This is a genomic window from Gilliamella sp. W8123 (genome assembly GCF_016101085.1).
Lineage (GTDB): Bacteria > Pseudomonadota > Gammaproteobacteria > Enterobacterales > Orbaceae > Gilliamella > Gilliamella apis.
In genome coordinates this window covers 119458-134168 of record NZ_JACFRE010000007.1, presented here as the reverse complement: position 1 = coordinate 134168, position 14711 = coordinate 119458, and the positions used below count along the sequence as shown (strand labels likewise).

At 32.6% G+C, this 14711-nt stretch carries 16 protein-coding genes; 3 read left to right on the top strand and 13 right to left on the bottom strand.

Translation table 11 applies throughout. From position 1 onward, the window contains the following. The 3 genes from H3T56_RS09840 to rplM all read right to left on the bottom strand — a co-directional run bounded on the left by H3T56_RS09840 (position 1) and on the right by rplM (position 1769). Positions 1-633, bottom strand: a complete 633-nt coding sequence (locus H3T56_RS09840) for a glutathione S-transferase N-terminal domain-containing protein (RefSeq protein WP_065577990.1) — start codon at positions 631-633, stop codon at positions 1-3. A 303-nt stretch (positions 634-936) separates the two neighbouring features. Continuing rightward, positions 937-1329, bottom strand: a complete 393-nt coding sequence (gene rpsI / locus H3T56_RS09835) for a 30S ribosomal protein S9 (RefSeq protein WP_034901366.1) — start codon at positions 1327-1329, stop codon at positions 937-939. Between the two features lie 11 nt (positions 1330-1340). Then, on the bottom strand, positions 1341-1769 hold the full coding sequence (rplM, locus tag H3T56_RS09830) for a 50S ribosomal protein L13 (RefSeq protein WP_034901369.1): 429 nt from the start codon (positions 1767-1769) through the stop codon (positions 1341-1343). A gap of 275 nt (positions 1770-2044) precedes the next feature. On the opposite strand from rplM, the gene H3T56_RS09825 reads away from it, so the two are divergent. Then, positions 2045-2665, top strand: a complete 621-nt coding sequence (locus tag H3T56_RS09825) for a YrbL family protein (protein WP_065614287.1) — start codon at positions 2045-2047, stop codon at positions 2663-2665. Here H3T56_RS09825 and pmrB read toward each other — a convergent pair. From pmrB to H3T56_RS09785, 8 genes are all read right to left on the bottom strand, one after another. After that, positions 2637-3734, bottom strand: coding sequence for a two-component system sensor histidine kinase PmrB (gene pmrB / locus H3T56_RS09820; RefSeq protein WP_198192848.1), 1098 nt, complete (start codon positions 3732-3734; stop codon positions 2637-2639). The two genes, H3T56_RS09825 and pmrB, sit on opposite strands and share 29 nt — an antisense overlap. A gap of 32 nt (positions 3735-3766) precedes the next feature. Then, the gene (pmrA, locus tag H3T56_RS09815) at positions 3767-4429 is read right to left on the bottom strand and encodes a two-component system response regulator PmrA (RefSeq protein ID WP_034901372.1); all 663 of its coding nucleotides are present in this window, start codon (positions 4427-4429) and stop codon (positions 3767-3769) included. Between the two features lie 89 nt (positions 4430-4518). Then, positions 4519-5043, bottom strand: coding sequence for a phosphatase PAP2 family protein (locus tag H3T56_RS11795; RefSeq protein WP_165754888.1), 525 nt, complete (start codon positions 5041-5043; stop codon positions 4519-4521). Positions 5044-5177: 134 nt separating this feature from the next. Continuing rightward, positions 5178-5864 carry an amino acid ABC transporter permease gene (locus tag H3T56_RS09805; RefSeq protein ID WP_198192847.1) on the bottom strand — a complete coding sequence of 229 codons (687 nt, stop codon included), beginning with the start codon at positions 5862-5864 and terminating at the stop codon, positions 5178-5180. Positions 5865-5870: 6 nt separating this feature from the next. Beyond that, on the bottom strand, positions 5871-6596 hold the full coding sequence (locus H3T56_RS09800; protein ID WP_034901374.1) for an amino acid ABC transporter permease: 726 nt from the start codon (positions 6594-6596) through the stop codon (positions 5871-5873). Between the two features lie 5 nt (positions 6597-6601). Next, complete coding sequence (locus H3T56_RS09795; protein ID WP_065577995.1) at positions 6602-7429, bottom strand: ABC transporter substrate-binding protein; 828 nt, start codon at positions 7427-7429, stop codon at positions 6602-6604. Between the two features lie 184 nt (positions 7430-7613). Next, entirely contained in the window at positions 7614-8822 is a 1209-nt protein-coding gene (locus tag H3T56_RS09790; protein ID WP_065577996.1) for a four-carbon acid sugar kinase family protein, read from the bottom strand. 11 nt (positions 8823-8833) lie between these two features. Further along, on the bottom strand, positions 8834-9796 hold the full coding sequence (locus tag H3T56_RS09785; RefSeq protein WP_065614291.1) for a 2-keto-3-deoxygluconate permease: 963 nt from the start codon (positions 9794-9796) through the stop codon (positions 8834-8836). A 265-nt stretch (positions 9797-10061) separates the two neighbouring features. Here H3T56_RS09785 and pdxA point away from each other — a divergent pair, with 265 nt between their 5' ends. Beyond that, positions 10062-11042 carry a 4-hydroxythreonine-4-phosphate dehydrogenase PdxA gene (gene pdxA / locus H3T56_RS09780; RefSeq protein ID WP_198192846.1) on the top strand — a complete coding sequence of 327 codons (981 nt, stop codon included), beginning with the start codon at positions 10062-10064 and terminating at the stop codon, positions 11040-11042. Between the two features lie 45 nt (positions 11043-11087). Further along, on the top strand, positions 11088-11849 hold the full coding sequence (locus H3T56_RS09775) for a DeoR/GlpR family DNA-binding transcription regulator (RefSeq protein ID WP_198192844.1): 762 nt from the start codon (positions 11088-11090) through the stop codon (positions 11847-11849). A gap of 67 nt (positions 11850-11916) precedes the next feature. Here H3T56_RS09775 and ndk read toward each other — a convergent pair whose 3' ends face one another. Beyond that, on the bottom strand, positions 11917-12339 hold the full coding sequence (gene ndk / locus H3T56_RS09770) for a nucleoside-diphosphate kinase (protein ID WP_034901386.1): 423 nt from the start codon (positions 12337-12339) through the stop codon (positions 11917-11919). A 15-nt stretch (positions 12340-12354) separates the two neighbouring features. Next, positions 12355-14652, bottom strand: coding sequence for a penicillin-binding protein 1C (pbpC, locus tag H3T56_RS09765; protein ID WP_198192843.1), 2298 nt, complete (start codon positions 14650-14652; stop codon positions 12355-12357). Positions 14653-14711: the final 59 nt, after the last annotated feature.

The window sequence follows — 14711 nt, the reverse complement described above, 5'->3', positions numbered from 1 at the left end:
TTACGCTCTAATTTTCTTTTCATCTTCAGTTAAAGAGCTTATAAAAGCTGGACGTTCAAAAATGCGAGCCATATAAGCAAGATAATTCTTCTCGGCTATTTTTGGCAACTCAATACCAATCATAGGTAAACGCCAAAGTAGAGGAGCAAAATAACAATCACATAATGTAAAATCATCACTCATAAAGTAATCTTTTTCTTTAAACATTATCGAGATTGATACTAGATCATCAAGTAAATTTTTACGTGCTTGTTTAGCTGCTTCGCTGTCCGGATTAGCTAAAATTGTTTCGTAAGCGCTATACCATTCTTTCTTAATGCGATACATGGTTAATCGAGAATTCGCTCTTACAATTGGGTAAACAGGCATTAACGGTGGATGAGGAAAACGTTCATCTAAATATTCTAATGCAATATGTGGTTCATATAAGGTAAGGTCACGATCAATTAGTGTTGGAATTGAACCGTAGGGATTTAAATCCAATAATTCTTGAGGTAGATTATCTGCTGTAACAAACTCGATCTCAGCTGTTACCCCTTTTTCTGCCAACACAAAACGAATCTGATGGCCATAAATATCTGTTGTATCACAAAATAATGTCATTACAGAACGTTTATTAACAGCAACAACCATGTTCACTCCAAATATGCAAAAAGTTTAAATAAGTTTATATTAATGACTATTCTAACAAATTGGATAACAAATTTGTTAAAAAAAATGAATTTTCTTTTTGTTTTTTCTCAGATTTGTATTTTTTTCGTCTTAGAAAAAGATTATATTTTTAGATGAGAATAAAATATTTATGATATATCATATTGAATAATAATAAATTATTTTTATTTAGGTGGTTGTTATCTAAATTTATATAGTAATAAATAAAACAGAAAAAAAACCCAGCTTGCGCTGGGTTTTTGAAACAAATTTGTAACGTAGCAATTAACGTTTGCTGAATTGTGGACGACGACGAGCTTTGCGTAGACCCACTTTTTTACGTTCAACTTGACGCGCATCACGAGTAACAAAGCCCGCTTGACGTAATGAAGAACGTAAAGTTTCATCATATTCCATTAATGCACGAGTAATACCGTGACGAATTGCACCTGCTTGACCTGAAATACCACCACCTTTAACAGTGATATAAAGATCAAGTTTGTCAGTCATTTCAACTAACTCAAGCGGTTGCATAACAACCATACGAGCTGTATCACGACCGAAGTATTGCTCTAATGAACGTTTATTAATAACGATATTTCCACTACCTGGTTTGATAAACACTCGAGCAGCGGAACTTTTGCGGCGACCTGTACCGTAATATTGATTATCAGCCATCTTCTATCCCCTTAAATATCTAATACTTGCGGTTGTTGTGCCGCATGATTGTGCTCACTACCTGCATAAACTTTTAGTTTACGGTACATTGCACGACCAAGAGGACCTTTCGGTAACATGCCTTTTACAGCAATTTCGATGACTTGTTCAGGATGACGTTCAATCATTTCTTTAAAAGTCGCTTCTTTAAGTCCACCGATGTAACCAGTATGACGATAATAGATCTTATCAGTGCGTTTTTTGCCTGTTACAGCAACTTTTTCTGCATTGATAACGATAATATAGTCACCTGTATCAACATGTGGTGTATATTCTGCTTTGTGTTTACCACGCAAACGGCTTGCGATTTCAGTAGCTAAACGACCTAACGTTTTACCTGCTGCATCAACAACATACCAGTCGCGTTTAACTGTTTCTGGTTTAGCTGAAAAAGTACTCATTCGTATTTATCCAAATTTTAATTAATCTCACGTTAATAAATCATTTGATTTATTTACACTTTTTGATTGCTACTATTAACTAACTAACCCCTTCGAGTTGCTATACTAATTTTGACAATCGAAAACAGTGTTGGGAAGAACACTGTTGTAACGTGGGTGGCAATATTATACAGAAATATTATAAAAGCGCTAGAACTTATAATAAAAAAACCATAGCGATAAAAAACACTAACTGCTACACTTTTAGTTAACCTTTAATTACACGATATCAATTGATGAAAAAATTAATTCAACTTACTGAAAAAGATTATATAAGCAAAGGACTACATAGAAAGTGCTACCACCATCCAGATGATCCGAATAAATGTATCAAAGTAAATTATAATGATGGTGCCGAAGAGGAAACAAACCGTGAAATTGCTTATTATAAACATCTTATAAAACGCAAAATATCGTGGGATGTTTTAGCAAAATATTATGGCCCAGTAACAACTAATTTTGGACAAGGACATGTTTTTGAATTAATTAGGGACTATGATGGGAAAATTGCTACACCGTTAGAAAAATATCTCTTTCACGAACAATTAACTCAACAATATTATAGTGAGTTAGTTGTATCACTTAAAGCATTAAAAACAGCGTTATTAAAAGATCGAATTATTACCATGACAATCAAGAGTAAAAATATTTTATTTCAGCATTTGTCATCTGAAAACAATCGCTTAATCATTATTGATAATATAGGTAATTCAACCTTTATTCCGATTGCTAATTATGTCGGATTTTTTGCCAAAGCAAAAATAGAACGCACTTGGCAACGTTTTTTGTCATCACTTATTAAAGAAAATCAATATAACAATTTAATAACTAAGTTAATTGATGAAGTGAATCATTAAGTCTAACTTCGGCAATAGTACCTGTTTGACGGTCCTGCCGATTTCTTAATGTAAATTGCCCATGATGTAATTTAGTAATTCGATTAACGATACTTAAGCCAAGCCCTATTCCATTATGTTTACGATCCATTCGGAAAAAGGCTTGGGTTAAATTTTCAGTCTTTGATTCATCAATACCACAACCTTCATCTTGAACAGTAATAATAATATCTTGAATGTCTTTATAAAAGCATATCGTAATTTTACTGTTATTTGGACTATATCGATAACTGTTTTCAACAAGATTGCGAATCAGTAAACGAATCAGAGTAGCATCGCCACTAAAAGTAATCTTATTAGTAATTTGCCATTCAATTGTTTGTTGTTTTTGTTCTGTTAGTTCGGTTAATTCATCAAAAAGTGGTATTTGAATATCATCATAAAAATTAATTTTTTGATACTGACCTAACGTAAATTTTTGACTAGCCCTAGCAAGCATTAAAAGTTGTTCTACGGTATTGACTAAACGATCTATACGTTCAATTAATTCACGACAATCGATTTTATTTTTTGCTTCAAGTAATTCTAAATGCAGACGAATACCAGCCAATGGTGTTCGCATTTCATGAGCAACATCGGCAGTGAATAGACGTTCTTGCGAAAGAGTATTATTGAGTCTCTCAAATAAATTATTTAATACCAACGTAATCGATTTGATTTCACGCATATTACTAATTGGCTTTATCGGCTTAAGATTATCCGCGGTTCTTTGATTTAGATCCTTTTCCAGAATCTCTAAAGGTTTAGTAATCCATTTAATAGCTTTATAAGCTAAAAATAATGTCACAGCCATCATAGAAAAAGCTGAACAAAACAGAGCAAAAATAGCCTCTAACTCCTCGTGCTCAACTACTTCGTCGATTTTATTTTTACTTAATGTTAAATTAACTAGAACATCAATTTGCTCTTTACTTTCATGCCATAACCAAAATACCGTAATAATTTGGCAAATTAACATAATAGCGCCTAAAGTAAAAAAAAGATTCCAACGAATACTATGACGGATCTTGGTCAAGGATTTTTCAATCATAAATTTATCATTCACTAAATTTAGAATAATAGCTAATTATCAATATTGAGTTGATAACCATATCCACGTACAGTTTTGATTAAATGTTTACCTAATTTATTTCGTAACGCATGAATATAAACCTCAAGCACATTTGAACTAGGATCACTTTGCCAATCATATAAATCATTTTGCAATAAATTACGATGTACTTTTTCTCCAGCTTTTAACATTAATCTAGACAATAAAATAAACTCTTTAGGTGTTAATATAACTTCTTGTCCATTTAATGTCGCTGTTTGTCGTTTAATATCAATGCTAATCGGACCATAATTAATAACATTATCAGCTGTTCCTTGATTTCGACGAATCAATGCCCTGACTCTTGCTAGTAATTCAGTTAAAGCAAAAGGCTTAATTAAATAATCATCAGCACCAAGATCTAAACCTTCTACTCTATCTTCAATAGTATCGCGGGCAGTTAAAATAAGAACAGGAACCTCAATTTGTTTTTTACGCCAACGAGTGAGTAAATCTAAACCATCGCAATCTGGCAGTCCCAAATCAAGAATAATTAAACTGAATTGCGAAAACTCTATATGTTCTTCCGCTTGCTTACCATTAGATGCCACTTCACAAACATAGCCATCAGACGTTATACCATCGTATAACCCTTTTTGTAATAAACTATCGTCTTCGACTATAAGTATTTTCATTATAGTTCAACCTTAAGTAGATTTGAAAAATACCCTAACTAGCATAGTTAACTAGTATATGCCTAACCTTGAACAACTTAAATTTTTAATCATTTATAAATTTTGTAATATAGAAACCAAAATTTTTTAATTAAATAAACTGATATAAAACTTAATAACATACCAACTAGAATATCTAGTGGCCAATGAACCCCTAAGTAGATACGACTCCAACAAACAAGCAAAGCAACTACAGTAGATAAATAAGCAAACGATTTAAATTGCTTTTTATAATTTAAATAAATAGAAAAACAGATAGTCCAAATAAAAACAGCATGCTGACTCGGTAACGAACTCGTTTTATCATGAGTTAAAAAATTAGTACCAACATTAAGTACAAATGGCCGTGGCGAATAAAATAGATGCCTCATAATAAAAGTAACAGTTAGCACCAATGCTAAACTTATTAAAATTTTTATCACCAATGTTCTATATACTGGTTTGTATATACAGTATATTCCTAATAAGCCAATAGGTAGCAATATTAAGTAATTAGCACAAAACACAGCAAAAAGAATAAACAACTTCGAAGCGTGTTCTTGAGCATTAATTAATAAAAAAAGATGAGTGTTCATATTAAGTAACATATCAAAACCAATATTGATAATATTTACTTATAATTTAGCAAACAAAGCTTAAAAGAACCTTAATAACCTTTTTGACTTTTTTAGAGATGTTTTGCTCAATACTATTAAAACAAACCATCTAGCTATTTTTTGCGAGAAAATAAATGATATTTTGGTAATACTGATACGGTAAAATCAAGTGTGGCACAAATAATAAAATAAACCATAATAACAAACAAAAAAATCTCTGTAGGATAAACCATACTACGATTATTAATTTGGGTAGCAATAAAGGTAAACTCTGCAACACCAACGATATAAGCTAGAGAGGTATCTTTAATTAATGATACCCACTGATTAACAAAGGAAGGTAACATCATTTTTAATGCTTGTGGCAAGATAATAAAAATAATGACTTGGGTTTTCGTGAAACCTAATGAAGAAGCTGCTTGCCATTGTTCTTTGCCAATAGCTACCATTCCTGCATGAACAGAATGACCAATGTATGCACCACCAATTAATGATAAAGCAAAAATCACAGTAGTGATAGCTGGCACATCAATATTTAATAAAACTGGCAATAAAAAATAAGTCCAAAATATGAGCATAATAACGGGAATCGCTCTTAAAAAACCTAATACAATAACTAAAAGTTTACGTAAAAATCCGTCACAAACCGTTAAACCGACTCCCGCGAAAATACCCATAATGGTCGAAAAAACAATAGCAGCAAAACTCATTAACAATGTTAATACTACGCCACCAGGGAAATTACCAAAAATAAGATAATCGAGATTATGCCAAATAATTTCAAAACCCTTAAAATCCATAACGTATTAGACCTTGCCTATTTGTAAATATTTTGATTGATAAATATTGCCTAGGGTACCCACAATAACAATAGCGAAAATATATAAAAAAGTTGCTACTGCAAAATCCTGAAATGTTTTTAACGATTCGGTTTCTACTTGACGAGAAACATAAGATAGTTCTAACACACCTATTGCCATGGTTAGCGATGAGTTTTTGATAATATTCATATATTGACCGATCAATGGAGGAAAAGCGATACGAAAGCTTTGCGGTAAAATAATAAATCGCATACTCTGCCAACGAGTGAGACCTAACGCTAATGAGGCTTGTTCTTGTCCATTACTCACCCCCATAATACCAGCCCGGAATTCTTCAGCAATAAAAGCACTGGAATAACATGTTAAACCAATTAAACCAATAATAAATTCAAAAGATGGCATTTTTAGAGTGAACAAAAACAGTTGAATTTCTGGTTCATCAAATAACCATAATTTAAACTCAATCGGTAACAAATTACCAATACCAAAATACCAGAAAAAAAGTTGCGGTAGTAATGGCGAATAACGAAAAATGGCGTTATATCCAATAACAACGCCTTTGATAATTTTAATATGACTTTGCTGAGCAATAACTAATAAAAATCCTAATGTGGTAGAAAAGATAATTGTTAAAAAAGAGATAGCCATAGTGACTAAAAAACCATCCCACAACCACCACAAATAACGTGGCTCTAGTAATTGCTCATACATATAATTTATTGACCTTTACCTATTTTGAAATCACCACGAGGCATCGCAGAATTTGTATCTGGACCAAACCAGCGGTTATAAATAGTTAATGCTTCACCATCATTTTCAAGTTTTAACAATATTTGATTAACTTTTTCTTTTAAACGAGTTTCACCTTTTGGAACACCAACAGCTTGATATTCTTCAGTAATACTAAATGGTGAAATTTCAAAAACAGCACGTTGTTCTTCTGGGACATTTGCGAGTAAACCAATTAACTTAGCATCATCTTGAGTAATAGCTTGTACCACTCCATTACGTAATGCTGCAAAAGCAAAAGGCGTATCATCATAAGAAATCACTTTAGCGGTTGGGAACTTTTCACGTAACGTAATTTCCATTACAGTCCCTTTATCAGCCCCTATACGAAGATTTTTAAGATCATCAGCTGTTTTTAACAATCCTTTTTTAGCCACAAACTTCTGACCAGTGGCAAAATAAGGCAAACTAAAATCAACTGTTTTAGCTCGCTCATCAGTAACCGTAAAGTTGGCAACGATCAAATCCGCTTTTTGCGAGGTAAGTAATGGAATACGATTAGCTGGATTAGTTGGAACAAGTTCCACTTTTACATTTAATGCTTTAGCTATTTCATTAGCATAATCAACATCTAGCCCGGCAATTTTATTGGTTTTTTCATCAATAAATCCAAACGGAGGATTACTATCAAATACAGCAATCTTAATCTCACCTCGTTTTTCAATATCGTCTAAACGATCTGCATAAGCAGTGTTCACGCCTAATAGTGTACTAATCAAAGCTACAGCTGTTAATGATTTAGTTAGAAATTTCATGACAACATCCTTAATAAGAGAGGTATTTACATAAAAAGTCTAACAATAAATAGTCTTTAGGATAAATAACAAATATTTACATCTATATAACTATTGGTTATATGTTTAAAGTTAAATTATATTAAAAATAATAAAAACGCCCAAAATTGACGTTTTTATTATTTCAATATTGAATTTTAAAAAATCATTTTTCTTTTAACTTATTTATACTTGTAACGATATCTTTTTTGGTCCCAAATGCTCCCGCTTTTGTTACAATTTTAATATTACCATAACGTTCATGAATTAATGTTGACATCACAATTCCGGGGGATATTTCTTGCTTAATACAACATCCTGCAGCTTGAATTTTATTAACAATATTAACGGCAGTATCACCACCGGTTAAAAACAATCCAGAAATAGAGACATTTTTTAATACAATATCTACAATAGATCCTAAACATTCTTTAACTTTAGTTATTGCATCATGAAAAAGAATACCATTTTCTTCTGAAAATGCTAAAGTCTGTTCATAATCAGATTTACTCTTACAGGTTGTTAAGATTACATCCTTTTTTTGAGACAATTTTAAGCAAATTTCTTCAGCATATTTATTATATGTTTCATTGTTAAATATATCAGCAGGTTCAATTTTTACAATATTAATTCCTTCTGACTCAGCATAATTTATTTGTTCAATTGATACTTGACTAATACTTGCAACAACACCTAGAACAGGATCTGTGGGATATAATGAGTTGAAAAGGCCTTCAGCTAATCCAGCGCTTCCAACATATAGAATTTTTTTATTAAGCTTCAATAGGATTTTTGATAAATCTGATATCTGTTTATCTGATACTATATCTATAACATGTAAATACTCATCAGAAATATTGAAACAATTATTATCTAACTCAGATACCTCATGATATCTGACTGATTCTTTAAATGCTTGATTAAGAATTTCTGCTAAATTATCAGTTTTAATAGGACTTAAAGGATCTTTTGTCAATTCAGTATTCATTAATGGTTCATCATTTAAATACTGTTTTCCATTTTTAGTAATACGATTCATTTTGGGAAATGCGGGAGCAAATACAATTAAATCAGGGTGATAAACATCTGCAATAGCTCTGATTTCATGAGCTATATTTCCTCTTAAAGTTGAATCTACTTTTTTATAAATAATATCAAATTTACTTAATGCACAAACTTCTGATACCATTTTAAATACTTTATAATATGAATCGTTAGCATTAAGGTTTCTTGATTCAGTATCAAGCACTATTGAACTTGAATGAAATGCTGGAGACAATAATACATCTACATTTATCCCTCTTTTTTTCATCTGTATTCCTGTATCATTTGCCCCTGTAAAATCATCTGCAACAATCAAATATTGGGTTGTCATTATATTTACTCCTATTTAGCTTTCATTTCTAGTTTTGCTTTTTTCTTATTTTCTAACTTATTTAAAAAGCTAACTAAGATTGGACATAAAACTGCAGTAACAATAACAGCAGCAGCTACCTGTGCAGTTGCCTGAGGCATTATTTCAGCGAAAGTAGGATCAACAGCTGCTACAGCTGCTGGAGTAGCAACTGCATTTCCTGCGGTTGCACCTACAGCAGCCCCTACTTGCGGAAATTTAAAACGAAATAGTTTAAAAGCAAAATATCCTGCAAAACCTGTAATAAAAACACAGCTAATACCTAGTAAAATACCTGACATACCAGCATTAATAAGTTGATTAAAATTGAGAGCAGCACCTAAAGGAAAAGCAAAAAGAGGAATCAAAATACTTGTACCTGGAGCTAAAAATTTCCTAATATTATCATCTAAATTTCCAAGAATTAATCCCAGTAGAATAGGAACTAAGGCTGCTAATAAGACGGTAAATGAAATTTGAGCTAGACCTGTTGCTCCAAAAGCCAACATAGTAAAAAAAGGACCATCAGATAACGCGATGACTGATACAGCCCCAACATCAGTTGAATCTCCATACTCTCCAGCAAGTGCTGCATACAACCCACCATTTTTATTGGTTAATGAAGCAATTATTGCTAAAGGGGTAATTCCTAACACACCATATATACCCCAAAAATAATTTACGATGATACCTAATATTGCACCAATTAAAACTTTAACTAATAATAAGATAACTCCTTTTAGAACAGGTAAACCTGCCTGTTTTATCTGTATTTGTGCGCCATTACATAATAAAAACGCAGCTAATAAAGCTGGAGCTCCTGTTTTTAATAATGCTTCAGTGAATCCTCCAATTGAAAAAACTTGTGGAGCAAAAGTATTAGTAATAGCTCCAAGAACCAACGGAACAACCATCAATCCGCCAGGTATTTTTTTTACCGTATTTAAAATATTCATATTAATTCCTTTGAAATAATAATTGGTACTTCTTTACAAATCATCCACTAAATATGATTCAAATAAATCATTTTGATTTATTTGAATCATATATTATCAATAATAGCATTTAATTATATTTAAAATGATTAGTTTTATGACCAAGATCACACAAATATTATTTATGATTAAATTTAATCAAATTAAGTGGATTTTTCAAATTAAAAAATATATAGTTTAGAAAGATTAATATTTGAATTTAAAATTTCATATAAGGAGATAACTTGTGTCAAAAATCGTAGCGATAACTATGGGAGATCCAGCAGGAATTGGGCCGGAAATTATTGTCAAAGCACTACAATCAGATATTGTAAAAAATATAAATTCGGTTGTAATTGGTTCGGCTGATTTATTAAAAAAACAATTAAAAATGGGATTATTTAAGAACATTAATCTTAATATAATCAATAGCGTTAGCGAAGCAGATTTCTCAAAAAATGTGATTAATATAATTGATATAAAATTGGAAGATATCGATTCATTGCAACCAGGAAAAATTCAACCACAAGCGGGAGATCTAGCTTATCGATGTGTAAAAAAAGCAACAGAATTAGCTCTTGCGGGCGAAGTTACGGCAATTGCAACAGCGCCGCTAAACAAAGAGGCATTACACTCAGCAGGGCACATGTATCCAGGACATACTGAGTTGTTAGCGAAGCTCACCAATAGTAAAGATGTCGCTATGGTACTTTATACTGATTCACTAAAAGTGATTCATGTTACCACACACGTTTCACTACGAAACTTTTTGGATAAATTAAGTAGTGATAGAATTGAAAAAGTAATTAAAATTGCTGATGACTTTCTTAAAAAAGTAGGAATTTCTGATCCCAAAATTGCTGTAGCTGGTGTTAACCCCCATGCAGGAGAACATGGCCTATTTGGTGATGAAGAAATAAAATTTGTTACACCTGCTATTGAAAAAATGCGGCTTTGTGGCATTGATGCTATTGGTCCATGTGCACCTGATACAGTATTTTTACAAGCCCATCAAGGTAAATTTGATATGGTTGTCGCAATGTACCATGACCAAGGTCATATCCCACTTAAATTATTAGGCTTTTATGATGGGGTAAATATCGCAGCCGGACTACCATTTATTAGAACATCAGCCGATCATGGCACCGCATTTGATATTGCATGGCAAGGTATTGCAAAAGCCGATAGTATGATAGAATCAATCCGATTAGCGGAACTGTTATCATAGTGAACAATATTAATAAACATAGCAAAACAAAAAGGAGAATTTTCAGTGGGTAAATACAATCGACTTGATCAAATCATGGATTATCTTAAGATTCATAACTTAGTCACAGTCGAAGAGTTAGTTATAGCTACTGAAGCCTCTCCTGCCACAATTCGTCGTGATTTAATTAAATTAGATCAACAAGGAGTAATTAGTCGAACTCATGGGGGTGTTACTCTAAATCGTTTTATTCCTAGTCAACCAACTAAATCTGAAAAAATTCATAAAAATTTTAATGAAAAACAGCTTATTGCAGATGTTGCAGCCGAACTAATAAAAGCTGGAGACTCAATAGCGCTTGATGCAGGGACAACAACTTTGGAAATTGCTAAAAGAATTACCCAAATGCCTGTCAGAGTTATTACATCAGATTTGCATATTGCTCTTTTTTTATCTGAGTTTAAACAGATTGAAGTGACCATCATTGGCGGTAAAATTGATGATAGTAGTCAATCATGCATCGGTGAACATGGACGTTCATTGCTACTACAAATTAATCCTGATATTGCATTTGTAAGTTGTAATTCATGGAGTTTAAGTAAAGGTGTAACTGCACCAACTGAAGACAAAGCATTAATTAAAGCAGGATTTGCTCAAAAGGCGGATAAAGTAGTACTTGTCGCAGATAGCAGTAAATACAATTCTTATTCTTTATTTACCTCTATACCACTCAATCGTTTTACCGATATTATTACCGATAACCATTTAGATACTGAAACAGTACAAAATCTTCAAAGCCAACCATTTAAGTTACATATTGCCAGTTAATATATTTCACAGATAAATCAATAAAAAATAAAATTCATTTATCTGTGATATTTGTCTTATTCTACAATTATCCAACTATTTCACTATCTACAAAAAAATAGGCAATTTCTCTTTCGGCGGATGAAATAGAGTCTGAACCATGTACTGCATTTTCTGTGGTGTTATCGGCAAAATCAGCTCTTAATGTTCCTTGCTCAGCGTTACTTAAATCGGTAGGTCCCATTAATTGGCGATATTGGTAGATGGCATCTTCACCTTCAAGCACTTGTACAACTATTGGACCTGAAATCATAAAATTAACTAATTTATCAAAAAAAGGCTTATTTTGATGTTCAGCATAAAAGCCTTCAGCTTGAGACTTTGTCAGCTTAATCATTTTCATAGCAATGATTTTGAGTTTTGCTTTTGATATTCGAGTTTCAATCTCACCTATGACTTGTTTGTTAACTGCATTGGGCTTAATGATTGATAATGTGCGTTGTATAGCCATATGAGAATTCCTTTATTAATCTGATATAAAAGTTAATCGAACAATTTGACCACTTTCATCTAATAATAATAAACGATGTATCCCCTTTTTGGTCACTGTTAAAGCAACTTTTTCATTATTATGGGAATTAGCTACTAAATCCCCATCTAAAAACCACCATTTTTCACCATAACCACCTTCTGGAATTAGATCAACAGTCACTTGATTAAATCCTGGTAAAGCTCTAATCAATTGTTTATCACGTAGCCCAACAATATTGAGAGAAGAAAAGATATCCTTACCCATTACAGGACATGTTTTATCTATTGGAGGTAATATTGATTTCCTTCGTTCTTTAGTTAGTAACCAATTTTCTAATGAAACAGGCCATAATGCTACCTGTTTTTTTTGTGCACCTAAACAATCAGCTGCGACACGTTCACCTCGTTCATTTACCCAAATATTTATCCAACCAGAACGGTAAATGTTGTTTTTCAATTCGCTATAAGTACTTAATGTTGGTGGTACCATTTTATCCAATACCCATGCCGTTTTTTGCCGATGACAATTCGCATCCGATTCTGGAAGAGGTTGTCCTAATGGCCAGCAGATTTTCATAGAAGAAACTGATTTAGGCATTTCATTATCAATAATAGGTCGATTCAAACGAGTTTCTCTGTTTAATAATATTGAATTCACTTGCTGTAAAATTGGCATTGCTGACATTGAACCATATTGTCCAGGAACAGGAGTACCGTCTGGTCGCCCTACCCAAACACCGATTAAGTATCTTGGATTGATTCCAATTGCCCAAGCATCCCGATAACCATAACTGGTACCAGTTTTATATGCTAATAAATTACTATTAATTAGCATTTGTCTTGTTATCCAAGCGCTACCATCAGAAATAAGTGGTTTATTTATTAAAGGTTCTTTTTGAGTAAAGCGTAACGGACTCACCTCACCATGCCGAGCAAAGGCACTGTAAGCACTAACAAGATTATCCATTTTTAACGAAGCGCCACCTAATATATAAGAAATATTTGGTTCATTAGCAATAGAGGATAAGGGTAAACCAATACCAGCCAGTTTGGCGGTAAATCGCTTTGGACCATATAATTCAATTAACTGAACTGCTGGTAGATTCAGTGATTTACTTAATGCCTCTGATGCGCTAACAGGGCCATAAAAACCTTCATCAAAATTAGTTGGTCGATAATCTGACGTTATACGAGGAACATCTTGCAATAAAGATTCAGAATGAATCATACCCTCATCAATAGCAAAGGCATAAATAAATGGTTTTAATGTAGAACCAGGAGAACGTAATGAACTAATCATATCAATCTGGCCAAAACGTTCTTTATCATTAAAATCAGCAGAACCTACATAGCCTTTTACAGTCATATCCGTATGGTCAACAACTAAAATAGCCAGTGATGTTTTAGGAGGTAACTGTTTTTTACGGTTAATCGCTAAATCTTCTAAATTATACTGGATAGACACATCAATGGTTGAATGTATAATATCCTCATTAGGATATTGCTGTTTTAGTCGATAAGCTAATAATGGAGCCAACTGCGGAGTCTTTCGTGGATAAACCCAAACCTCATCTCGTCGGACTTGTTCAATCAAATCATTTGACCATACTTGATATTCAGCCAATCTATCTAGGACTTTGTTACGCGCTTGCTTAGCTCTTTCAGGAAACCGATCAGGTCGTAATCGACTAGGAGCTTGAGGTAAAACGGCTAATAAAACAGCTTCACTACGGGTTAATGCTTTGGGTTGTTTACCAAAATAAGACCAGCTTGCAGCCCCTATGCCTTCAATTGTGCCACCATAAGGTGCGTGATTGATATATAATGTCAAAATTTCTTCTTTACTATAATGTAATTCTAATTGAAAAGTACGAAAAATCTGTTTTAACTTACCAAGCAGTGTTCGATCATGAGGATATAATAACCGAGCCACTTGCATTGAAATAGTGCTGCCACCAGAAATAATTTTATCATTTGTTATATTTTGCCAAGCAGCACGTAGTAAAGAAATTGGGTTAATACCAATATGATCGTAAAAATAACGATCTTCATAATTTAATAAAACGTCTAGATAATAGTCAGGAACTTCATCAAGACTAACTGAATAACGCCAAATACCATTTTTATCAGCAAATCGCCATAATGGCGTTTCATCTTCAGCGATAACAGTCTGCGTAGTTTTATTTTGTGAAACAGATAATGGAAAAAGATAATCAGCAACAAAAAAGCTGCCAACGAATAAAACTAGTAATATCAATAAGAATTTAAATAGTTTATAAAAGCACTTTTTCATTATCGTTATTATATTATCCAGCTAAATTTATTTAGAAATAAAAAATTCCGCCAACTATA